Origin of the sequence: Acidovorax sp. SUPP3334 (genome assembly GCF_030159055.1) — a bacterium.
GTDB lineage: Bacteria > Pseudomonadota > Gammaproteobacteria > Burkholderiales > Burkholderiaceae_C > Paracidovorax.
This window is the reverse complement of sequence record NZ_BQXQ01000007.1, coordinates 120,520-141,500: the sequence shown is the minus strand read 5'-3', so window position 1 is coordinate 141,500 and position 20,981 is coordinate 120,520. Positions and strand designations below refer to the sequence as shown.

The following is a 20,981-nucleotide window of genomic DNA, read 5'->3' as shown; positions in this document are numbered from 1 at the left end:
GCGCGCTTCATCGGCCGCCCCCCACGGCGCGCAGGCCGGTTGGCACCGGCATGGCCGGCACATCGACTGGCTCCATGGCTTGGCGACGCGCGGCCACCAGGCCATCGGCCACGTCGCGCGACACACCGGCATCGCCATGCTTTTGCGCCAGCCAAGCGTAAGTGCCAGGGTCGTACAGGTCGCCCAGCGCCTGCCGCATGTACTGGCAGGCCGCGGCCACCGACATGCGCTCGGGCTCCACGCGGGGTGCCATTGCTTCATGGGGCGTGCCGCGCTGCTGCAGAAAGTGCGGCAGACTGTCCGCCTTGGCCTTGATGTCCGCGAACGGGTCGAACTGACCCAGATAGGGCGCCGCACCCGACCTGACAGCCGCCTGCACCTGCGTGGGCGTGGCAGGCAAGCCATCGCGGGCGAATGCCTGGGCCGCGATGCGTGCACGGCGGTCATCGGCCGGCGTGGCAGGCATGGCCTTGAACTCACCCTTTTCCAGCACCGGGGCGTCAGCGTCGTAGCCCATCCAGCCCTTGGCCGCAGGCTGCACCTCATGCCACGCGATCTCGCCCGTCTCGCGGTTGGTGACGCCCACGCGCACAGCGGGTGCCGCCAGCGGGTTGATGCACACCAGCACCTTGTCTCCCACCGACACGCCAGGCACGTAGCGCACGTCGTATTCGCGGCTGCGCAGGCCCCGGGTGGCAAAGCTCACGCGCAGGTTGCCCGTCACCGTGCGCGTCTCGGCCAGGCTCACGGGCAGCTCGCGCATGATCTCCATCGCGGGGGCCACGCGCAGGTGTTCCGGGCCGATCGTGCTCCAGGCCGCATAGGGGGCCATGTTGTGGCGGCTGTGCACGTGCGTGCCGTTGTAGGCATGCATCCACAGCTCGGCCAAGGCATTGAGCATCGGCACCGTGATCTGCGCCCGGTCCATGAATCGCAGGCGCGACTCGAACCCCCGCTCGAACACGTTCTGCGTGTTCTCGGCGGACCCGGTCGCCCGGCTGTTGCGCGGCTTGTGCCACTGCTGGCGGATGTTCATCGCACTGCAGAAGTTGCGAAACGGCGCACTCTTGAAGCACCCGCCCTGGTCGGTGTAGAGCATCGTGGGCACGCCGTGCAGCGGCATCGCAGTGCCCTTGGCGTCCTGGCGCTGCGTCATCGCCCACATCAGGAAATCCAGCGCGTTCCCGGTCGTCTCGCCGCCCACGTAAAAGCGCACCGCCTTGGCGCCGCTGGCATGCTCGGCCGCAACGAACCGCACCAACAGCTTGTCGATCACCTGCACCAGGTTGGCCGGCTTGTTCTTGTAGTGCACGCCGTCCACGTCCAGCAACTGCAACTCGCCGCTGGGCGCGCGGTACAGCACGCACACCGAGGCATCCACCTGCCACACCGCATTGATGTGTTCGGTGCGCATGCGCACGTGCGGCGTGGGCTGTGCCAGGCTGCGCCCGTCCAGGCCGCGCTGGCGCAGCAGCCGGGCGACATGGTTGGCCGACAGGCGCGTGGCCACCTTGCCCGCCGCGTGCAGCATGTCGATGGTCTCTTGCAGCGAAATCATCCACTTGCCCGCGCGCCGGTCGAGCAAGATGGTGCCCGCGATGGTCTCCAGCTCGTCGTTGGTGATAGCCGATGCGCCCGCATCCACCCGCCGCTTGCGCGGCTTGGTCAGGCCCAGTTGGTGCGAAGCCTGCGCCACCAGCGTGTGCGTGCGCTGGGCGGACAGGCCCAGCAGGGCGGCGGCGCGCTGCACGATGGCGCCGCGCGCGCCATGCGCCGCAGCGGCGGCCTCGTGGGCGGCGTTGGTGATGACTTCCATACGAATGGCATCCATGGTTCAAAGGGGCGTTGAAGTGCGCGTCACTGCGCCGTGCTGTTGCGCGCTTCCAGGACCGCCAGCGCTGCTTCGTCCAGCCAGTCCGGGCGAATGCGCGCTTCCAGGTCCACGCTGATGCCGAACTCCTGCGCCATGTCGGCCAGCTGCTGCGCCAGGAACTCGATGGACTGGCGCGCCACCTGCTGGATCGCCTCGGGCGCATTGCCGCCGCTGTCCGACAGCGCCGCGTCGGCGGCGGTGAACACGGCATGCATGCGCAGGTAGGCCCGGCTGGTCGATAGGGTGATGGATGACAGCAGCGTCTGCTCGGCCTTCGTGCGTGCCACGCTGCCGGGCGGAGGGGTGAACTTCTCGCCGCGCGCCAGCTCCAGCGCCTGGGCCTGCTCGGTCATCTTGGCGGCGTTGTCGGCCAGCACGCGGTCCTTGGCGGCGAGCTGAGTGCCGGCTTCGCCCACCTTGGCCTCCAGGGCTTCCTTCTCCTTGGCGTGCCTGGCGATGATCTCTTCGGCCAGTTCCACGAAGCCCTCTTTGTCGCCCGCCTTGGCGACTTCGATCAGGGCTTGTTTCTGGTCTTCGGGCAGGCGGCGGTACTGGCGCAGCTCGCGGTAGCCGATGCCCATGCGGGACATGGAGTCGAGGGCTTCTTCGCCAAGCGTGTTGAGGTTCGTGATGTCTTCATCGACTTGCGCAACGGAACGACCGAGCAGGCGGCAGAAGTCTTCCCATGTGCCTTTTGAAAATTCCTGACCGTCAGGACTTTTTTGACCTTTGAGGGAACGATACAGCTTGTTTTCCTTCACGAAGGCCAACTTGGAAGTCCTGACCGTCAGGGAAAATTTGCTGAACGCATCCGCCATCTGCGCCTGCCCCAGCAGTTGGTTCAGCAGGTCGCGCTCCTGCCCATAGGCCGCCTGCATGGCCGACGCCTGGTCGGCCGCAGCCACCGCCTGCGCCACGGGCGCCAGGTCCGTCTCCACCACCACCGGAACGGCGACGGGCGCAGCCTTGCGCCCGCGCTTTGCGGGCGCGCTTAAAAGGTCTTTCGTCACGAGGTCTGTACTGTCTTTCACGGCGTGCTTTCAATGTTTGCGAGGGTTCTGGGCTGCGATTCAATGGGGGGCGAACATGCCCCGGATGCCCGCGGCCTGGCCGTAGCGCTGGGTGGTGTCGAGCAGGCCCTGCACGTTGGCGCGCACACCGGCGGCATAGCGCTCGCTGATCTCGATCACGTGGGGCGCCAGGCGCCAGCGGCCCTGGGGCGTCTGCTCGGCCCAGCCGGCCGTGCGCAGGTTGTTAAGGTCGCGCAGCGCGGTAGGCGCGGTGCAGCGCAGGGCGCTGGCCACCTCCACGTTCGCCAGGCCCTGCAGCTCGTGCCCGGCCAGCAGGTCGATGAGCTGCAGCAGGCGCTGCTGGCCGGCGTTGGTGTAGTCGGCGCTCATGCAGGCACCCGTTCGGCGGCGAGTCGGGTCAAGGCTTCGGCGGCTGCGGCCTGTGCCGCTCGCTCGGCGAGCGTGGGGCCATACCAGTGCTGGAACACCACGGTGCAGCCGCTCGGGTCGCGCGCCGTCTTCGTCAGCAGCGGGCGGTCGGGGTTGGCCGCGCCGTGATCCGTCTCCGGCAGGGCAATGCGGTCGAACTCTTCGCGCTTGACGATGCCGACATACACGTAGTCGGGCGTCATCACGCTGGCCCAGTTGGAATCGAGGGGCATGGTCAAAACTCCAGATCCGGCGCGACACAGCGCGCCACGTTGTGGTGATGGAAGGCCACCTGCTCCAGATGCGCGCGCAGCGCCTCCAAGGTGGCGGCGGTGTCGGCCTGGGCCGGGTCGGCGTAGAAGGTGGTCAACAGGGCCAGGGCCGCGGCGCAGCCGCTGTTGACCGCCAGCAACTCGGCCTCGCCCACCGCGCGGCCCGTGGGCATGGGCACCACCAGGCGCCCGGCTGCGGCGGCATACCAGTCGGTCACGTAGTGGCAGCCGCAGGCCAGCTCGTAGGCCGGCACCAGGATGGCCGGCATGCGGCCGGTTCCAAGCCACTTGTAGAGGCTGTCGTGGGTCACGCCCATGCGGTCGGCGATGCGCTCCACCGAAAGGTTCCAGCGCTCCTGAGCGAACTCTTTGCACAGGCGCATCGCATGCACCAAGCTGTTGGCGCGCAGGTGTTTCCAGTTGCGGCGGCTCATTGGAAGAACCTCCGCGAAGCGGCGTCCAAACAAATGCCGGCTGTGCCACGCGTCGCTGCGGTTGGCGAGCCGTACAGTCCGGCACCAACACCACAAGCCAAGGGGCTAGCAATGGACAACGACGAAGACTTCATCCGACTCAGCGACAGCGATGACGCGCTATACCGCGCCTTGGGCGTACTAGTCGCACAGTTGCACCGAGCGCGAATCATTGAGGCCTCCGCGCTGACATCGGAGATGCGGCAGTTGGCTGGCAAGATGGAGCGGGAGGAGCCTGATCGTCCAATGAGTGCGCAGGGCTTACGCCAGATTGCAGCGTCGATTGATGGCGCGATTCCGGGTTGGGATGAACTGCGCGCTGTGCAAGACCTGTATCGCCCAGGTCTTCCAGGCTCAGGGAGCCCGTGAAAGGGGCGCGGCGCAGAGCACGAGCGCCAGTAAGATGCTTGCTGGACATACCGCTCATGCCGCCGCCAGCTGCATGCGGGGCTTGGCCTGCTGCCGCGAAACCTGGCCCTGCTTGAGACCCAGTTCCACGGCGATGTTGTGGCTTTCGCCCCGCAGGCACTTGCGCTGGGGAGCCCGGTCGTCGTCGTTGACGATCATGCAAACCAGCGCGGCCGAATAGCCGCGCTGCTTGGCCCAGTCCGAGTAAGACCAGCCACGGCTGGCGAACTCGTTGCGGACCTGTTGACGGGTTTTTAGGGGCATGGTGGTGCGTCCTGTTTTGTTGTCACCAGTTGGCGCTGGTGATGTGGTGTGAAAACGTGTTGGGATGGATTATGGCTCAGAAATCTGAGCTTTTTTGAAAAAATGGATCAGAAAACTGATATTGGAGATCGCATCCGCCTGGAGCGTGAGCGACTCGGCCTGACTCAGCCCGCTTTTGCGGCACTGGGCGATGCCTCCAAAAGTTCGCAGTTGGCGTGGGAGCGGGAAACCGCCTATCCCAACTTGAAAGTGCTGGCCGCTTGGGCGCGCGCTGGCGCTGATGTGGGCTTCATTGCGTCAGGGCGTGTGACAGCGACCGGCCTGAGTTCTGAGGAAGAAACGCTGGTTGCGTACTACCGTGAAGCACCGCGGGAAGTGAAGCGCGCGGCCTTAAGTGCTTTGATAAGTGCATCTGCGGCTGACGCCGTGAGTGGTACGCAGATGCGCGATGTCACGATGAACAACAATGCAGTGGGCGGCGTGCAGATCGGTTTCTCAGCGGGCGCCAAAGTGAAAGTGCCGAAGAGGTCATGAGCCTGCGGTGTCGAAGGAAAAATAGCCGGCACCTACCGCACATTTCCCCGCAATAGTTTTGTTACAAGCATTCACAATGACGGGAAAGAGGGAGTGTGAATGCCGAATTGGATGGAGTGGGTCGCCGTTAGATTGAGGCCCGTTAGGTTGACCAACAATGCGGAGAAGGCGGTTCAGATGGGCGTGGTGCAAGGCAATGTCACCGTGGTCAACGTGATCCACTTCCCGCCGCATGTGACCATGAACTGCGCAAGTTGTCAGGCGTTGAAGAACAGGCTGGAGGCCCTGGAGAAATGAGCCAAAAACAGGGAGGACTAATGATGAAAATAATCCGTGCGGGAGCATTGATGGCGGCCTTCTGTCTATTCTCCGCATGCGGCGACGCAAGCAAGGGGCAACTGCAGATGCCGGAAAAACTAGATCCTGCGCTCAATGCTGTGGTGTCCGAAGCATGGCCCAAGGTGAAGAAGGCGTGCGTGGGCCTGGATCGTTACGCCAAAGGGCTGAAAGTTGTAGGCGTCCAAAACAACAACACCATCGACGTGTTGGTATCCGTGCCCGACTCGGGCTCGGGTGTTCCTGACAGGTACATGTCCAGCGGCCAGACCTGCTATCTCAGCATTGCTCGCGACGGCAGATCGCTGACCGTGGCGAAAGAAGGCTGCAAGGCTTTGTGTCTTGATCGCAGCATTGCGGCCGACGAAGCCTTGAGCCGGTCAGACTTCAACACCCGGCTGTAACTGCCGCAAATAGTGTCCTAGTTCCAAAGACTTAGCAGTCCTTCGCAGGAAAACTGATGGCTTTCCACCATCGTGTTCCTGCAAGGATTGCCCGTGAAAGACTTCATCCCTTTGGGGCTGCGCGCGCCGCGCAATAGCCTGTTCCTGCTGCTGGCCGTCGTGCTGCTGGTGCTGATCGCCTTGGTGTCTCCGGCCCAGTTGCCCGTGGCGCTCTACAAAGCCTCGCTCATTGCGTTGGCTTCGGTGCTGGGCTATTGGCTCGACCGCGTGCTGTTTCCCTACGCACGGCCCGATGGGTATCTGGTGCGTGATTGGCGCTACGGTACGGACGAGCCCGAGGGCGATGTGGACTACCCAGTGGTGCCGGCCTACGCGCGCATCTATGCCGCCACGATGATGCGGCGTGCGGTCGTTGTCGCCGCTGTCGTCCTCGGCATCGCTTCGGGGCTGTGATGCGCTGGTCCCGCATGGCCAGTTGCTTGGCCCTGGCCGCGGCATTGGCGGCATGCCAGCGCGAGCAGCCTGTCGCTGTACCGACCGCGGCTGCAGTACCAACGCCAGCCGCCACGGTGGAGACGCCCCTGCCGCAGCCAGTTCCAAAGGTTGCATCCGCCTCCGATGTGCCGCGTGCGGCGCTGCCCTATCGCGCAATGCTGATCCGCACGGCGCGGGCCGTGTGGGGCATGGATGCACCCATCGCGGCATTCGCAGCGCAAGTCCACCAGGAAAGCGGTTGGAAAGCCGATGCCGTGTCGCGTGTGGGTGCGCAGGGCATGGCGCAGTTCATGCCTGCCACGGTCACCTGGATCGCCACGCTCGATCCCGAGCTTTCCAGCCGTGAGCCATTCAGCCCCGCCTGGTCGCTGCGCGCTCTGGTGACCTACGACCAGTGGCTGTACGAGCGCGCGCCGGCGCGTTACACGCCGCGCGATCGGATGTGGGTGGCTTTGCGCTCCTACAACGGCGGCCTGGGTCACTGGCAGAAAGAGGCCGCCACCACGGGCCTTGAGCGCCCCACACGCGAGCAGGTCGATGCGGCCTGCGGCAAGGCCCGCCGCGCCCCGTTGCACTGCAAGGAGAACCTGGGCTACCCCCACCGCATCCTGGTGGTGATCCAGCCGCGCTACCTGCAGTGGGGGCTGGGCCTATGAGCGCCGCCGAAGTGGCCATCGGCGGCCTGTTGCTCTCGGTGGCCGTTGGCATCGGCGGCTATGTCTACGGGTTCGGCCAGGGCAAGGCCGCCGAGAAGGGGCGCCAAGACTCCGAGACCGTCCAGTCGCTCACTCAGCAGATCGGCGCCCATGCCGACCTGATCAAGCAGTCCAAGGCCGTCAGCCGCGATCTGCGCCGCGCTGTCAGCTTGCGCGAGCAAGCCGATCAGAAATCATCCCAGGAGCTTTCCCATGAACTCAACGCTACGGCTGACAGCCGGACTGGCTGCGTGTTTCCTACTGGCGTCATGCGCGGCCTCTCGGCCGCCCGAGACCGCGCTGCCCAAGCCGCTGCCGACGGAATTGGGAGTGCGGTGCCCGACGCCCCCACCAGCGCCACCGGAGTCCGGTGATGTGGACCCCGTCGCAGCAGCCCTCAAGGGCATGTACGACCTTTACGCGATCTGTGCAGGTCGCACTGTTGATCGCATCCGCTGGGATGAACGGGAGGGTTTGCATTGACTGACGACGTTGACCGTGCACAAGCGCACGAGACTGAATTGCTCGCCGATGCGCTGCGCGACCACCACCGCAGGGCCGGCCTGGCCGGCAAGACTGCTGCCGACTCGGCCGCCGTCTGCCAGGCGAGCGGCTGCGGCGAAACCATTCCCGAGACCCGGCGCCAGGCGGCGCCGGGCTGCAGATTCTGTGTGGCGTGCCAAACGCGTCAGGAACGAAAGACACGGCAATGACCATCTCAGTGGATTTTTGGCACTTGGTGGGCTTGCTGATCGGGTTCCTGAGCTTTTGCAGCGCAGCGGCGTACATGTTCCTGAACTTGGTGCAGAAGAACCTGGACGAGCGCTTTGCCACGCAAGAGGGCGCTCGTACTGCCCAACACAAGCAACTCACCGACCGCCTGGACGGCATCGAACAGGTCAACCGCGAAGAAACGCTGCAGTGGCAGCGCGTCGAACGCGAAATGCTCAAGCAGTTTGCGGAGCTTCCCATGAAGTACGTCATGCGCGACGACTACATCCGCGGCCAGTCGATCATCGAAGCCAAGCTCGATGGCCTGGCCGGCAAGCTCGAAAACGCCCAACTGCGCGGAATCATCAACCAGGGAAGCCTCCGACCATGAACCCCGTTATCGACCAAGCACGCATCCGGCGCGAAGCGCTGCGCTGGCTCATTTTGCTAACGCTCAACAACGCACGGCCCGTCGGCGCGTTTGAAGGCCCGATCCTGTCTGTCGCGCAAAGCGAGTACCCCGATGCCACGCCGTTGGAGTTGCGCCGCGAGCTGGACTACCTGGGAGGCCGCCACCTGGTCAGGCTCGACAAGCAGCCCAGCGGCCGCTGGTTTGCAGACCTGACGCGCTTCGGCACTGACGTGGCGGAGTACACCATCGACTGCGAGCCCGGCATCTCGCGCCCGGCCAAATACTGGTGACCGGAGCATGGGACGAAAGAGCACCGTGAGCCGCCTGCCGGCCGACATCAAAACGTACATCGAGGCCATGATCGCCACCGGCGCGCAGACCCTCGACGAGATGATCCGCGACCTGCAGGCACGCTTTCCGGCCGAGGCACAGGCGGGCCAACTGCCCAGCCGCACGGCGCTGCACCGCTACGGCTCCAAGCTGGATCGCCGGCTTGCGGCCATCCGCGCCAGCACCGAAGCCGCCAAGATCATCCAGGCGCAGGCCGGGGACGATAAAGACGCCCGCAGCGAGGCCCTCACCGCGCTGATTCAAACCGAACTTTTTGAAGCCATCCTGGACATTCAGGAGGCCGGTGGCGACCCTGAAAATCCGATGGATCCCGCCGAGCGCGTGAGCATGCTGTCGGCCGCTGCCAAGAACATCGCCACGCTCACACGCAGCTCGGTGAATCTGAAGAAGTTCCAGGCCGACGAGGAGGCTCGCATTGCCAAGGCCGCCCGCGAGCAGCAACTCGTCGAGCAGCAAGACCGCCTTCAAGAACTACGCGGCGCCGATGGCCTGAGCGAGCAGATGGAGGTGCGCATTCGCCGCATCCTGCTGGGCAAGGAATGACCGTGGCCAACAACGGACGGCCGCTGGAGCCCCTTGGGCAGCCCCGCAAGATCGACCTGGCCCACGAGCTGGAGCTGGCCGGGGTGGTGGTGCCCCAGGACGTGGCTGACGCCATTCCTGCCGACGAGCCGGTTTTCCTGCCTTACCAGCAGCGCTGGTTTGCGGACGAATCGCAGATCATGATCGCCGAGAAAAGTCGCCGCACCGGGCTGACCTGGGCAGAGGCTGGCCGCAACGTTGTCAGGGCAGCGCGCCCACGCCGCCGCCAGGGCTGCAACACTTTCTATGTGGGCAGCAAGAAAGAGATGGCGCTGGAGTACATCGCCGCCTGCGCGCTGTTTGCCAAGGCATTCAATGAACTGGCCCAGGCCGATGTGTACGAACAAACGTTCTGGGATGAGGGCAAGAAGGAAGAAATCCTCACCTACATGATCCGCTTCCCCAAGTCGGGGTTCAAGATCCAGGCCCTGTCCAGCCGGCCTTCCAATCTGCGCGGCCTTCAGGGCGATGTGGTGATCGACGAAGCGGCTTTCCATGAGGCGCTGGAGGAGCTGCTCAAAGCCGCGCTGGCCCTGACCATGTGGGGCAACAAGGTGCGCTTGATCAGCACTCACAACGGGGTGGACAGCCCGTTCAACGACTACATCAAGGACGCCCGCGAAGGCAAGAAGGACTACAGCATCCACCGCATCACCCTGGACGATGCCATTGCAGACGGCCTGTACCAACGCATTTGCTACGTGACCGGCCAGACCTGGAGCCCAGAGGCGCAAAAGAAGTGGCGCGATGACCTGTACAAGAACGCGCCCAATATCGAAAGCGCCGAGGAAGAGTACGGCTGCGTGCCCAAGAACAGTGGCGGCGCATGGCTCAGCCGCGCGCTGATTGAGTCGCGCATGTCACCCTTTACGCCCATCGTTCGCTGGGAATGCCAGCCGGGCTTCGAGGTATTGCCCGACCATGTGCGCCAAGCCGAGTGCCAGACCTGGATGGAGGAGCAGCTCAAGCCCTTGCTGGACAAGCTGCCCCAAGACGCTATCAGCTACAACGGCGAGGACTTCGGCCGCACGGGCGACCTGTCTGTGCATGTGCCGTTGCTGCAGCGCGAGAACCTGCGCCTGACACCGCCATTCATCCTGGAGCTGCGCAACGTACCGTTCCAGCAGCAGGAGCAAATCTGCAACTACCTGCTCGAGGGCCTGCCGAATTTTCGCGGGGGGGCCTTTGACGCCCGTGGCAATGGCCAGTATCTGGCCGAGCGGGCCATGCAGAAGTTTGGCCCCAGCCGCATCCAGCAAGTCATGCTGACCGAGGCCTGGTACCGGGAGAACATGCCCCCGGTCAAGGCAGCGCTGGAAGACGGCACGCTGGACGAGCTGCCCAAGCATGCCGACGTGCTGGGCGACCTTCGCCTGGTCGAGATCATCAAGGGCGTGCCGCGCATCCCCGAGAGCCGCACCACCGGCGCCGACAAGGGCAAGCGCCACGGCGACATGGCGGTGGCCTTGGCCCTTGCGCATTACGCCAGCCGTGAGCTGAACAAGGGGCCGGTCACCGCCAAATCCCGCCGCCGACGCGGCAACAAAACGCAAGGAAGCCGCTGGCTATGACTCTCCAACGCTCTCCCGCCACAGGGCTATATATGCCCAATGGCGGATTTCACGCATTCAGCGAATCCGCCAGCAAGGCCCTGACCGGCCCGGCCGTTGCCACGCGGCGCACTGCGGCAGGCGCCGGCTCGGGCTTCGGGTTCGACCTGAGCGTGCTGCCCAACCCCGACCCCGTGCTGCGCAAGCTCGGCAAGAGCATGCAGGTGTACCGCGACTTGCGCACCGACCCCCATGTGGGCGGCTGCGTGCGGCGCCGCAAAGCCGCAGTGCGCGCCATGAAGTCCGACCTGAACCGGGGCCAGGCCAAATCGCGCGTGGCCAAGTCCGTGCAATCGCTGTTGGCAGACCTGGACATGGGGGGGCTGCTGGGCGAAGCGCTCGACGCGCCACTCTACGGCTACCAACCGCTGGAGGTGATGTGGGGTCGCGTGGGCGGCTTGATCGTGCCGGTGGACGTCGTGGGCAAACCGCCCGAGTGGTTCGCCTTCGATGCAGAGAACCGTCTGCGCTTCATGTCGCGCGAGGCCGGGCGCCTGGGCGAGCTGGTCGAAGACCGCAAATTCCTGCTGCCTTGCCAAGACCCGAGCTACGAGAACCCCTACGGCCAGGCCGACCTGGCACGCACCTTCTGGGCCACCAAGTTCAAGCAAGGCGGCATGGACTTCTGGTTCCGCTTCCTTGAAAAGTACGGCACGCCTTGGCTGGTAGGCAAGCAGCCACGCAGCAGCGACGACCAGGCCACCGAGCGGCTTCTGGACATGCTGGAGGCCATGATCCAGGACGCGGTGGCCGTGATCCCGGACGACTCGTCCATCTCCATCGTGGAGGCGGCGGGCAAGGCGGGATCGGCCGAGGTGTACCGCGAGTTCCTGACCCACATGCGCAGCGAAGTGTCCATCGCGCTGCTGGGCCAGAACCAGACCACCGAGGCCGAGACCAACCATGCCAGCGCCACGGCGGGCCAGGACGTGACGGACGACATCCGAGACGCCGATGCCGGCATCGCGTGCGCCGCCATCAACCAACTGATCGCCTGGACGGTAGACCTGAACTGGGGCGGCGAGCCTCCGCTCTACAGCATGTGGGCAGAGGATGAAGTCAACCAGGTCATGGCCGAGCGGGACGAGAACCTGGCCAAGGCCGGCGCCCGCTTCACGCCGCAGTACTTCACCCGCGCCTACAAACTGCAGGATGGGGATCTACTGCCCTCGGCCGCAGTGCCCATCGCTCCGCTGGGCCAGCCCCCGGCTGCGGTCGCATTCTCGGAGCCACAGGACGCGCCCGACTATGCCGCCACGGTGGCACCCATGCTTGCCACCGTGGGCCAGCCCATCGTGGACGCATGGGTGACCCGCATCCGCAGCGTGGTTCATCGCACGGCCAGCCTGGCCGAACTGCCCAATGCACTGGTGGCCGAGTTCGCGGAGCTGGACGACGACCGCCTGGTGCAGGCCATGACATTGGCCCTGTCCTGCGCCCAGCTCGCCGGGCGCGCCGAGGTGGCCGATGGCGAGTGAGTTGCTGCAGGCGGCGTTCCGCCTGCCGTTCGCGCAGCAGGCCAGCTTCATGCGCGCCAAGCTCGCGCTGCCGACTGAGGACTATGACGACATCGTGGGCGCGGCCCATGATCGCGCCTTCGTGGTCGCAGGCGTCATGCGCGCGGACCTGCTGGCCGATCTGCACGCCGCGGTGAAGCAGGCCATCGACGATGGCAAAACCATCGGCTGGTTCCGCGAGCAGTTCGACGGCATCGTGGCGCGCCACGGCTGGACGGGGTGGACGGGCGAAGGCAGTGCTGCAGGCGTTGCCTGGCGCACGCGCACCATCTACACCACCAACCTGCGCGTGAGCCACGCGGCCGGGCGCTGGGCGCAGATGACCCAGCCCGATGTGCTGCAATCACGCCCCTATTGGCGCTACGTGCACCGCTCTATCGAAAACCCGCGCCTGGAACACAAGGCATGGAACGGCACCGTGCTGCCAGCCGACCACCCGTGGTGGCGTACGCACTACGGCCCCAACGGCTGGGGTTGCCAGTGCATCGTGGAAGCCATTGGCGAGCGCGAGCTGCAGCGCCTGGGCAAGAATGGCCCCGACCAGGCGCCAGACGATGGTACCTACGACTACACCGTGCCTGGCACGGGCGAGATCGTCACCTTGCCCAAGGGCGTGCAGTACGGATGGGACTACGCGCCCGGCGCCGCTGCCGCGTCCGGGGTCAGCCTGCAGTCCATGGTGGAGGCCCGGCTGGTGCGCTACCCCGCACGCCTGGCGCAAGCGTTGCGCACGCATTTGGATCAAGGGGGCAAGCCATGATCGTTGTCGGCCTCGATGCTGCGGGCTTCCAGCAAGGGCTGCGCCAGCTGCAAAGCGCCGCAGTCAATTTGTTGCCGGTGTACGAAGACATTGGTCAGGAGCTGGTGAACACCACGCGGCGGCGTTTCGAGACCAGCACCGCACCCGACGGCACGCCGTGGGAGCCCAACAGCCCGGTCACCATGGGCCGGATGATCGGTGCCAATATGCGCAAGAAGGACGGCACCCTGAACAAACGGGGCGAGCAGCGCATGGCCAGCAAGAAGCCGCTGATTGGTGAAACGCGGTTGCTCTCCACGGAAATCCATTCCGTGGTCGGCCCCACGGGCGTCACGGTGGGCAGCAACAAGGTGCAGGCAGCCATGATGCAGTTCGGCGGCACGAAGGAGGATTTTCCGCACCTCTGGGGCGACATTCCTGCACGCCCGTTCGTGGGCTTGAGCGGCGCCGACGAACGCGAGATACGAGCCCTCATGCTCGACCATCTGCAGCGCGCCGCACGCCGATAATGCGGGCCATGCGCCCACGGCCCGCACAAGGCGCTCCAGTGCTGCGCCGCCCCCATCGGCCGGGCTGCGATCCATGGGTGGGCTGTCGGCGTTTATAAACGCCTTGTCGGCGCTTTGCGGTTCAGCCTTCCGATAGCCTGCGCCGCCTGCCCCGGCACCGCCCGATTGCCGGGCGAGTTTCTGCCCCGGTTCAAAAGACGCCACTGCATGCGCTGCCGATCATCGGCGGCATGAAGCGTCTGCACATCTTCGCCGCTGGTACGCATTCCGACCAGGCGGGCAACAAAGTCACCCTCACCGCGGCCGACGTCGCCGCCAGCGCCGCGGCATACGACCCCGCCAAGCACGAGGCGCCTCTGGTCGTGGGTCACCCGCGCACCGATGATCCCGCCTACGGCTGGGTGTCGTCGGCGTTCGCCGAGGGCAAGGACTTGCACGCCGACCCCGCCCAGGTCGATCCTGCCTTCGCGGAGATGGTGCAGCAAGGTCGCTTCAAGAAGATCAGCTCCAGCTTCTATGCCCCCGACGCCCCGGCTAACCCCGTGCCTGGCGTCTGGTACCTCAAGCACGTAGGCTTTCTCGGCGCCCAGCCGCCCGCCGTCAAGGGCCTGCGCTCGGTTGCCTTCGCCGAGGGCAATGACGGCGTGGTCGAGTTCGCTGACTGGGCGGCCACCAGCAACTCGGGCCTTTGGCGCCGGCTGCGCGACTGGCTCATTGGCGAGAAAGGCGTGGAAGTGGCCGACCAGGTGCTGCCCGCCTACGAAATCGACTTCCTGCGCGACCAGGCCCAGCAGGCCGAGAGCGCCCCATCCCCGGCGTTCGCCGAACCACTCCAGGAGTCCACCGTGACCAAAGAAGAAGCCGACCGCCTGCGCGCGGAAAACCTGCGCCTGCAGCGCGAAGCCACTGCCCGGCAAACTGCCGAGCGCCATGCCACCCACGTGGCGTTCGCCGAGCAGCACACCGGCAAGTTCAAGCCGCTGCACAAGGATGCCGTGGTGGCGTTCCTCGACTTCGCTGAATCGCCCGGTGCGGACGGTCAGACCGTTTCCTTCGGGGAGGGCGACGGCCGCAAGCCGCTGGGCGATGCCTTCCGCGCGTTCCTGGCCGACTGCGCGCCCGTCGTGAACTTCAGCGAACAGGCCAGCAAGGGCCGCGCGGCTTCAAGCGCCGGCACCAACCCTCTCAAGGCGGACGCTGAGCGCCGCGCCGCAGCCAAGTAAACCCACCGCCGCCGAGGTATCCATGCCGACTTTCAACCAACCCAAGACGCTCGCCGATCTGCTCATCGTGGAGGTGGCCCCCAACTGGACGAAGCAGCGCCTCACCTTTGCTGCAGGAGCCGTGTCCTCCATGGGCACCGTGCTCGCCAAGGTCAGCGGCAAGCTGCAGGCGCTCGATCCTGCGGGCGCTGGCGCTGCCAAGGTGGCCTATGCGGTCGCTGCGGAGAAGGTGGACGCCACCTCTGCCGACACCGTGGGCCTCGCCATCCCGCGGGGCGCGACGCTCGACCTGGACGAGCTGGTATGGCCCGCAGGTATCACCGACGCGCAGAAAGCCACCGCACTGTCCGACCTGGACTCGCGCGGCATCGTCGCCATCCGCCGCATCTGACCCCATCAACTCCCGGAGATTTCCATGACCTTGGAAGACCTGTTCACGCTTGCCAGCCTGACTGACGCCATCAACCTGCTGCCCCGCGCGCCCAGCCTGATCGGCTCGTCGGGCCTGTTCGTTGAATCGGGCGTCAGCACCACCTCCGTCATCGTCGAGTCGAAGAACGGCCAGCTTTCGCTGGTGCCTGCCGTCAGCCGCAATGACGACCCCACCCCCACCAAAAGCTCCAAGCGAGCCCGCCGGTCCTTCGAGATTCCTCACCTGCCCACCTCGGGCCAGGTGCTGCCCACTGAGCTGCAGGGCCTGGCGGGCTTCGGCGAGGAAACCTCGGTGGAAAGCCAAGCCGCCGTCATCAACGACCGCCTGCAGGAGATGCGCGACCGCCTGGAGACAACGCGCGAGTACCACCGCGTGGGCGCCATCAGCGGCAAGATTCTGGACTCCGATGGTTCGGTGTTGTTCGACCTCTACGACGAATTCGGCGTGGCTTCCAAGAAGGTGACCACGGCGCTGGCCACGGAAGCCACGGACGTGCGCGGTAAGCTGATGGAAGCCAAGCGCCATGCCGAGAAGCAACTGCCCGGCATGGTGATCACGGGCTGGCGTGCCTACTGTGCCGAGGACTACCTGGATGCGCTGGTCAAGCACAAGAACGTCGAGAAGGCTTACGCGAACTACCAGGAAGCCTCCGACCGCCTGGGCGGCGATGTACGCAAAGGCTTTGTCTACGGCGGCGTCGAGCACATCGAGTGCAACGCGGCTGTGGGCGACAAGCGCTTCATCCCGCTGGGCAAGGCCCGCCTGGTGCCCGTGGTGCGCGGTCTGTTCAAACTGTACAACGCCCCGGGAAACTACAACGAGACGGTCAATACCCTGGGCAAGCCGTTCTATGCCAAGTCCGAGCCGCGCAAGATGGGTAAGGGGTGGGACCTGGAAGCCCAGGCCAACCCGCTGGCGATCTGCCTGGCGCCAGGCGCACTGGTCGAACTAGAAGCCTGACGCTGTCATGCGCTATTGCACGCTGGCCGATCTGCTGCTCGCCATCCCTCGCCAGACCCTGGTGTGGCTGTCCAACGAGGATGGCCAAGCCGTGGACATCAACGAGGCGGTGGTCGAGGACACAGTGCGCCAGGCCGAGGAACTGGCGGACGCGCACCTGAGGGGGCGCTACACGTTGCCGCTCGATCCCGTGCCGACCGTGATCAAGGACCTGGTGGTGCAGCTCGCGCGCCATGCCCTGTATGCACGCCGCCCCGAAGGCAGCGGACTGCCCGAGGCCGTGGTGCAAACCTACAAGGCCAGCCTGCGGCTGCTGGAGTCGATCCGCGATGGCAAGCTGACCATTGGCAATCCTGCCACCAGCACGCCGCAGCCAGAGCCCGGGGCCTACAAGGTGCGCGCCCCTCGGCGTCGTGGCAGTCTGCCCGATTCCTCCACCTGGGGCTCGATATGAGCATCACGTGGGAGTTGCTGCAGGCCACCGTGCAGCGGTTGAGCGTCCGCCTGCCCGGCTTCGCGGTGGAGTATTTCCCCGAGGCGCCAGGCGACTACCGGCTCAACCATCCACGCGGCGCGCTGCTGGTGGGCTACGGCGGCAGCCGGTATGGCGCTGCCGGAAATCTGGGCGACATGCAAGCGCAGGAACGTCTGGCGGTGGTGACCGTCACGCTGGTGTTTCGCCAGCTCCATGGACGCGATGGTGCCGTGCTGGCGCTCGATGACGTGATCGGCGCGCTGCTGGGTTTTCGTCTGCCCCACACCACGGGCGGCCTGCAGGCCAAGCGCAGCCGCTTCCTGGGCCAGATCGCTGGACTCTGGCAGTACGACATCGACTTCGAGGCGCCGGCCCTGGCCGTCGAGGATGTGGATGCCGAAGACCCGAGCGCCCCCCTGCTGCGCCATGTCACCCGGCTCGGACCGCTGGAGCGCACCGAAACCGTGAAACAGCCCTCCGGGGCCATCACCGAGGAAGACCACCCCCTATGAGCCCTCTGTCCTCATACACCTACAGCGGGCCGATTTCGGGCGTAACGCTGGCGGGCGGGCACGAAGTCGTGCTGCTGCCCGGCGCGACCGTGAACCTGCCTGCAGATCACGAATACACACGCACGCTGGTCGCTCGCAAGCACCTTGCTTTGCAGCCACCCGCTACGCCTGTGCCCTCGGCCCCAGCTGCCCCGAAGCCGACTCGGCCCAAACCCACCTCCTCAACCCCAACCGGAAGCTGAAACCATGGCTGCAAACTTCCTCCACGGCGTGGAGACCATCGAAATCGAAAAAGGCCCGCGCCCGATCCGCGTCGTTAAGACGGCGGTCATCGGCCTCATTGGCACGGCGCCTGCAGGCGGTGCCAACACGCCGATGCTGGTGCTTTCGGACAAACAGGCGGCCCAGTTCGGTGGGCAACAACTGCCGGGCTTCACCATTCCCCAGGCCCTGGACGCCATCTTCGACCAGGGCGCTGGCACGGTGATCGTGATCAACGTGCTTGATCCGGCCGTGCACAAGACGGCTGTGGCCGGCGAAGCCGTGGTGCTGCAAGGCGACACCGGCAAGACCGCCAAGCCCGCCTGGACCGGCGCCGCCACGGTCAAGAACCAGGCGGGCGATGTCACGCACTTGGTTGGCACCGACTACACCACCGACCCGTTGACCGGCCAGATCACCCGCACGCTGGGCGGCGCGATCCCGGCCGGCGCAACACTCACCGTCGGCTACACCCATGCGGACCCGACGAAGGTAACGCCGGCCGACGTGATTGGCGCCGTCAATGCCGCAGGCCATCGCACGGGCATGCAGGCGCTGCTGGACACCTACAACCTGTTGGGTTTCTTCGCCAAGGTGCTGATTGCTCCAGGCTACTGCACGCTGAACGCGGTGTCGGCGGAGCTGATCGCCATGGCGCACAAACTGCGGGCGGTGCCGCTGATCGATGCGCCCGTGGGCACCACCTTCGCCCAGGCCCTGGCCGGGCGCGGGCCAACGGGCACCATCAACTTCGCCACCAGTAGCGACCGCGCCGTGCTGTGCTACCCGCACCTGCAGGTTTACGACGCAGCCACGGGCACCAACCGCCTGGAACCCCTGTCGCCGCGCCTGGCGGGCGCCATCGCCGCCAAGGACAACGAGCGCGGCTACTGGTGGAGCCCGTCGAACACCGAGATCAAGGGCGTGGTGGGCGTGGAAACCCAGCTCACGGCCATGATCAACGATCCGCAGAGCGAAGTGAACCAGCTCAACGAAGCGGGCATCGTGACGGTGTTCAGCAGCTACGGCACGGGCCTGCGCACCTGGGGCAACCGTTCGGCCGCCTGGCCCAGCGTGACGCACCCGCGCAACTTCATCAGCGTGCGCCGCACGGCAGACATGCTGCACGAGTCGCTGGAATATTCGATGCTCCAGTTCATCGACATGCCGATCAACAACGCGCTGATCGACGCCATCAAGGAAAGTGTGAATGCGTTCATCCGCACGCTGATTGCCCGCGGCGCGCTGATCGATGGGCAGTGCCTGTACGACCCCACCAAGAACCCGACCACGGAAGTGGCGCTGGGGCACCTGACCTTCGACATCGACTTCATGCCGCCCACCCCGGCCGAGCGCATCACGTTCGAGTCGTTCCTCAACATCGAGCTGCTCAAGCAACTGGGCACCTAAGCCCTTTCACGGGTTGCAACGGAGTTATCCATGTCGAAAATCCAAATCAACCGCGTCACCAACGCGAATATCTACATCGAAGGCAACAACCTGCTGGGCCGCGCCGAGGAAATCAAGCTGCCCGACATCGGCGCCATGCTGTCGGAGCACAAGGCGCTCGGGATGATGGGCAAGATCGAATTGCCCAGCGGCTTCGACAAGCTCGAAGGCGAAATCAAGTGGAACTCGGTTTACCGCGACGTGGCCCGCATGATGGCCAACCCCTTCCGCGCGGTGCAACTGCAATGCCGCTCCAGCATCGAGGTTTACGGCTCGGGCGGGCGCGTCGCACAACTGCCCCTGGTCACGCATCTGACCGTCACCTTCAAGAAGAACCCCATGGGCACCTTCAAGCAACATGACAACGTGGAAATCCCGGCCGCCTTTGGCGCCACCTACGTCAAGCAGGTGATCGATGGCGAAGACGTGCTGGAGTTGGATTACATGGCCAACATCTTCAAGGTGGCAGGAGAGGATCTACTGGCGGACTACCGGGCCAATATCGGCGGGTGAACTCCCTTTGGGCAGGTCGCGTTTGATAGATTTGACGCTATCTAAAACTTGAAGAGGAGCCCAAAAATGAAGAGTCCGACCCCTAGCATCAAACCGTGGCGCCGGCCGCAGATTAAGCACAGTGGTGTCTTGCGGTTCGAATCGGCAAAGCTGTGGGCTCCTATCGTTGCCTCTTTGATGCTGGGCCTTTCCGGTCTGGTTATTCAATATCGCGCTTCTGATGCCGCACTTAAGAAGGACTATGTGGCCGCGGCGCTCTCCATCCTGAAGGAGAAACCCAGCGAGCAAGATGCCGAGCTGCGAACATGGGCACTCAAGGTGTTTTCTGAACACTCACCCGTGCCCCTTCCCAGTGCCGCTCAAAAGTCTCTGTATCAAGGCCCAGTTGTTCTAGGAGGACTTCCGTTCTTTCCCCCGCCGGAAGTTTGTCTTCGCCCTCCCGAAGCAAAACCTGTGTTGAAAGAATTTGAGCAGCTTCAGAAGCGAATTGAAAAGGCGGGAACGGCTGAAGGAGCAATTCAAGTATTGATCGAGTTCTCCAGCTATGCAGCAAAGCAAAGTTTGATAAGTGACACAGACCGGTTTCGGCACAATTGCATGCTGCGATGGGCTGCAAATCGAGAGAAGGATGACATCGAGTACCGTGCGGATATGGGCATGGAGTCGAGCAAAGACCTCATTGCCCGGTACCGAAAAGCGCGAGAGGCGAAGGAGGCTGCCTCCGCAGCAAGTGCCGCAAGTGCCCCATGAAACTGGATGGCTAGTTGTACGAAGCCCGCATCACGCGGGCTTTTTTGTGCCCGCGTTCAGAAGACGGCGCGGGCGGTGGGCGGAATCATCGGGGCTCATTCACCCCTTACGGAGCCGCCATGTCCCAGGCACAAACCGACGATTCCACTGCCGTCGAGATTCCCCTCAAGTACCCCATCCAGTCGGGTGGCCAGCGCATTGAAAAGCTAACCCTGCGGCGCGGAAAGCGTGCCGACATGAAGGCGGCGGCCAAGCACAGCAAGGATGACGCCGATCAGGAAGACTTTCTTTTTGCCCGCCTCACGGGTCTGACGCTGGAGGACATCGATGCGCTTGATCTTGCGGACTCGAAGGCGCTGCAAGACTCCTTTCGGCGGATGGTGGGCGACTGACGCCGCGCTGCGCGAGATCGACGAAGTGCTGCTGCTGGTGCTGCGCATCCAGCCGTCCGAAATCGACGCGCTGGAAATGGAAGACTACTGGTGGTGGGCAGGCGTGGCCGAGCGCGAACTCAAGCGGCGCGCTGACGCCGCACAGCGCGGATGAGGGCCGTTGCAGCCATTGCGACTGCGGCCACGATGCCTGCCACTGCGGCCAGCGCCGGTGCCAGCGCTGCGGCAGCGGTCACCAATGCCAACGGAAACACCAGCGCAGCCATCGGCCAGGGCATGTGGGCGAAGCACACCCATGCAAGCCAGCCGCTGGCCACAGCGGCGGCAATCCAGTACACGGCGGTGAAGGTGCGGTCGAACATGGCGCG

General features: G+C 65.0%; 32 protein-coding genes. 25 read left to right on the top strand and 7 right to left on the bottom strand.

Features of this window, described 5'->3' with window-relative positions:
- Window positions 1-7: 7 nt before the first annotated feature.
- The 5 genes from AVHM3334_RS05780 to AVHM3334_RS05760 are packed head-to-tail and all read right to left on the bottom strand — an operon-like array spanning window position 8 to window position 4,018.
- Window positions 8-1,831 (bottom strand): hypothetical protein, encoded by a 1,824-nt coding sequence (locus AVHM3334_RS05780; protein WP_284410438.1) that lies wholly within the window; start codon window positions 1,829-1,831, stop codon window positions 8-10.
- Window positions 1,832-1,857: 26 nt separating this feature from the next.
- Complete coding sequence (locus tag AVHM3334_RS05775) at window positions 1,858-2,904, bottom strand: hypothetical protein (protein ID WP_284410436.1); 1,047 nt, start codon at window positions 2,902-2,904, stop codon at window positions 1,858-1,860.
- A gap of 39 nt (window positions 2,905-2,943) precedes the next feature.
- The gene (locus AVHM3334_RS05770) at window positions 2,944-3,273 is read right to left on the bottom strand and encodes an IclR family transcriptional regulator (protein WP_284410434.1); all 330 of its coding nucleotides are present in this window, start codon (window positions 3,271-3,273) and stop codon (window positions 2,944-2,946) included.
- Window positions 3,270-3,545, bottom strand: coding sequence for a hypothetical protein (locus AVHM3334_RS05765; protein ID WP_284410432.1), 276 nt, complete (start codon window positions 3,543-3,545; stop codon window positions 3,270-3,272). Before AVHM3334_RS05765 ends, AVHM3334_RS05770 begins: the two co-directional genes overlap by 4 nt.
- Window positions 3,546-3,547: 2 nt before the next feature.
- On the bottom strand, window positions 3,548-4,018 hold the full coding sequence (locus AVHM3334_RS05760; RefSeq protein ID WP_284410431.1) for a hypothetical protein: 471 nt from the start codon (window positions 4,016-4,018) through the stop codon (window positions 3,548-3,550).
- A gap of 111 nt (window positions 4,019-4,129) precedes the next feature.
- Here AVHM3334_RS05760 and AVHM3334_RS05755 point away from each other — a divergent pair, with 111 nt between their 5' ends.
- Window positions 4,130-4,426, top strand: a complete 297-nt coding sequence (locus tag AVHM3334_RS05755) for a hypothetical protein (RefSeq protein WP_284410430.1) — start codon at window positions 4,130-4,132, stop codon at window positions 4,424-4,426.
- 54 nt (window positions 4,427-4,480) lie between these two features.
- Here AVHM3334_RS05755 and AVHM3334_RS05750 read toward each other — a convergent pair whose 3' ends face one another.
- Window positions 4,481-4,729: a helix-turn-helix domain-containing protein gene (locus AVHM3334_RS05750; RefSeq protein WP_272569185.1), complete on the bottom strand. Its 249-nt coding sequence runs from the start codon at window positions 4,727-4,729 to the stop codon at window positions 4,481-4,483.
- 48 nt (window positions 4,730-4,777) lie between these two features.
- On the opposite strand from AVHM3334_RS05750, the gene AVHM3334_RS05745 reads away from it, so the two are divergent.
- The 24 genes from AVHM3334_RS05745 to AVHM3334_RS05630 all read left to right on the top strand — a co-directional run bounded on the left by AVHM3334_RS05745 (window position 4,778) and on the right by AVHM3334_RS05630 (window position 20,767).
- Window positions 4,778-5,263, top strand: coding sequence for a helix-turn-helix domain-containing protein (locus tag AVHM3334_RS05745; protein ID WP_284410429.1), 486 nt, complete (start codon window positions 4,778-4,780; stop codon window positions 5,261-5,263).
- A gap of 147 nt (window positions 5,264-5,410) precedes the next feature.
- Window positions 5,411-5,560 (top strand): hypothetical protein, encoded by a 150-nt coding sequence (locus AVHM3334_RS05740; RefSeq protein ID WP_284410428.1) that lies wholly within the window; start codon window positions 5,411-5,413, stop codon window positions 5,558-5,560.
- Window positions 5,557-6,003, top strand: a complete 447-nt coding sequence (locus AVHM3334_RS05735) for a hypothetical protein (RefSeq protein ID WP_284410426.1) — start codon at window positions 5,557-5,559, stop codon at window positions 6,001-6,003. Before AVHM3334_RS05740 ends, AVHM3334_RS05735 begins: the two co-directional genes overlap by 4 nt.
- Window positions 6,004-6,096: 93 nt before the next feature.
- The gene (locus AVHM3334_RS05730; protein WP_284410424.1) at window positions 6,097-6,456 is read left to right on the top strand and encodes a putative holin; all 360 of its coding nucleotides are present in this window, start codon (window positions 6,097-6,099) and stop codon (window positions 6,454-6,456) included.
- Window positions 6,456-7,154: a transglycosylase SLT domain-containing protein gene (locus AVHM3334_RS05725; protein ID WP_349816611.1), complete on the top strand. Its 699-nt coding sequence runs from the start codon at window positions 6,456-6,458 to the stop codon at window positions 7,152-7,154. The genes AVHM3334_RS05730 and AVHM3334_RS05725 overlap by 1 nt, the downstream gene beginning before the upstream one ends.
- Window positions 7,151-7,567: a hypothetical protein gene (locus AVHM3334_RS05720; RefSeq protein WP_284410422.1), complete on the top strand. Its 417-nt coding sequence runs from the start codon at window positions 7,151-7,153 to the stop codon at window positions 7,565-7,567. The genes AVHM3334_RS05725 and AVHM3334_RS05720 overlap by 4 nt, the downstream gene beginning before the upstream one ends.
- Window positions 7,568-7,672: 105 nt before the next feature.
- Complete coding sequence (locus AVHM3334_RS05715) at window positions 7,673-7,906, top strand: TraR/DksA C4-type zinc finger protein (protein ID WP_284410421.1); 234 nt, start codon at window positions 7,673-7,675, stop codon at window positions 7,904-7,906.
- Complete coding sequence (locus AVHM3334_RS05710; protein WP_284410419.1) at window positions 7,903-8,295, top strand: hypothetical protein; 393 nt, start codon at window positions 7,903-7,905, stop codon at window positions 8,293-8,295. Before AVHM3334_RS05715 ends, AVHM3334_RS05710 begins: the two co-directional genes overlap by 4 nt.
- The gene (locus AVHM3334_RS05705) at window positions 8,292-8,606 is read left to right on the top strand and encodes a hypothetical protein (protein WP_284410417.1); all 315 of its coding nucleotides are present in this window, start codon (window positions 8,292-8,294) and stop codon (window positions 8,604-8,606) included. The genes AVHM3334_RS05710 and AVHM3334_RS05705 overlap by 4 nt, the downstream gene beginning before the upstream one ends.
- Window positions 8,607-8,613: 7 nt before the next feature.
- Complete coding sequence (locus AVHM3334_RS05700; RefSeq protein ID WP_284410414.1) at window positions 8,614-9,210, top strand: phage protein Gp27 family protein; 597 nt, start codon at window positions 8,614-8,616, stop codon at window positions 9,208-9,210.
- A 2-nt stretch (window positions 9,211-9,212) separates the two neighbouring features.
- On the top strand, window positions 9,213-10,820 hold the full coding sequence (locus tag AVHM3334_RS05695; protein WP_284410412.1) for a terminase large subunit domain-containing protein: 1,608 nt from the start codon (window positions 9,213-9,215) through the stop codon (window positions 10,818-10,820).
- A complete protein-coding gene (locus tag AVHM3334_RS05690; RefSeq protein ID WP_284410410.1) occupies window positions 10,817-12,337 on the top strand; it encodes a DUF935 domain-containing protein in 1,521 nt (506 codons plus the stop codon). The genes AVHM3334_RS05695 and AVHM3334_RS05690 overlap by 4 nt, the downstream gene beginning before the upstream one ends.
- Complete coding sequence (locus AVHM3334_RS05685; protein ID WP_284410409.1) at window positions 12,327-13,136, top strand: phage head morphogenesis protein; 810 nt, start codon at window positions 12,327-12,329, stop codon at window positions 13,134-13,136. The genes AVHM3334_RS05690 and AVHM3334_RS05685 overlap by 11 nt, the downstream gene beginning before the upstream one ends.
- Window positions 13,133-13,645: a phage virion morphogenesis protein gene (locus AVHM3334_RS05680; RefSeq protein WP_284410407.1), complete on the top strand. Its 513-nt coding sequence runs from the start codon at window positions 13,133-13,135 to the stop codon at window positions 13,643-13,645. The genes AVHM3334_RS05685 and AVHM3334_RS05680 overlap by 4 nt, the downstream gene beginning before the upstream one ends.
- A gap of 230 nt (window positions 13,646-13,875) precedes the next feature.
- Window positions 13,876-14,868: a peptidase gene (locus tag AVHM3334_RS05675; RefSeq protein WP_284410405.1), complete on the top strand. Its 993-nt coding sequence runs from the start codon at window positions 13,876-13,878 to the stop codon at window positions 14,866-14,868.
- A gap of 22 nt (window positions 14,869-14,890) precedes the next feature.
- Window positions 14,891-15,259, top strand: coding sequence for a head decoration protein (locus tag AVHM3334_RS05670; RefSeq protein ID WP_284410403.1), 369 nt, complete (start codon window positions 14,891-14,893; stop codon window positions 15,257-15,259).
- A 24-nt stretch (window positions 15,260-15,283) separates the two neighbouring features.
- Window positions 15,284-16,261: a major capsid protein gene (locus tag AVHM3334_RS05665; RefSeq protein WP_284410401.1), complete on the top strand. Its 978-nt coding sequence runs from the start codon at window positions 15,284-15,286 to the stop codon at window positions 16,259-16,261.
- 7 nt (window positions 16,262-16,268) lie between these two features.
- Window positions 16,269-16,715, top strand: coding sequence for a gp436 family protein (locus AVHM3334_RS05660; protein ID WP_284410399.1), 447 nt, complete (start codon window positions 16,269-16,271; stop codon window positions 16,713-16,715).
- Window positions 16,712-17,248 carry a Gp37 family protein gene (locus AVHM3334_RS05655; protein WP_284410398.1) on the top strand — a complete coding sequence of 179 codons (537 nt, stop codon included), beginning with the start codon at window positions 16,712-16,714 and terminating at the stop codon, window positions 17,246-17,248. Before AVHM3334_RS05660 ends, AVHM3334_RS05655 begins: the two co-directional genes overlap by 4 nt.
- A gap of 246 nt (window positions 17,249-17,494) precedes the next feature.
- A complete protein-coding gene (locus tag AVHM3334_RS05650; RefSeq protein ID WP_284410397.1) occupies window positions 17,495-18,919 on the top strand; it encodes a phage tail sheath subtilisin-like domain-containing protein in 1,425 nt (474 codons plus the stop codon).
- 30 nt (window positions 18,920-18,949) lie between these two features.
- Entirely contained in the window at window positions 18,950-19,471 is a 522-nt protein-coding gene (locus AVHM3334_RS05645) for a phage major tail tube protein (protein WP_284410396.1), read from the top strand.
- A 66-nt stretch (window positions 19,472-19,537) separates the two neighbouring features.
- Window positions 19,538-20,221, top strand: coding sequence for a hypothetical protein (locus AVHM3334_RS05640; RefSeq protein WP_284410394.1), 684 nt, complete (start codon window positions 19,538-19,540; stop codon window positions 20,219-20,221).
- A gap of 119 nt (window positions 20,222-20,340) precedes the next feature.
- Window positions 20,341-20,613 carry a phage tail assembly protein gene (locus AVHM3334_RS05635; RefSeq protein ID WP_284410392.1) on the top strand — a complete coding sequence of 91 codons (273 nt, stop codon included), beginning with the start codon at window positions 20,341-20,343 and terminating at the stop codon, window positions 20,611-20,613.
- The gene (locus AVHM3334_RS05630) at window positions 20,549-20,767 is read left to right on the top strand and encodes a hypothetical protein (RefSeq protein WP_284410390.1); all 219 of its coding nucleotides are present in this window, start codon (window positions 20,549-20,551) and stop codon (window positions 20,765-20,767) included. The genes AVHM3334_RS05635 and AVHM3334_RS05630 overlap by 65 nt, the downstream gene beginning before the upstream one ends.
- Here the strand turns inward: AVHM3334_RS05630 and AVHM3334_RS05625 are convergent.
- The gene (locus AVHM3334_RS05625) at window positions 20,733-20,975 is read right to left on the bottom strand and encodes a hypothetical protein (RefSeq protein WP_284410388.1); all 243 of its coding nucleotides are present in this window, start codon (window positions 20,973-20,975) and stop codon (window positions 20,733-20,735) included. The two genes, AVHM3334_RS05630 and AVHM3334_RS05625, sit on opposite strands and share 35 nt — an antisense overlap.
- Between the last annotated feature and the right edge of the window lie 6 nt (window positions 20,976-20,981).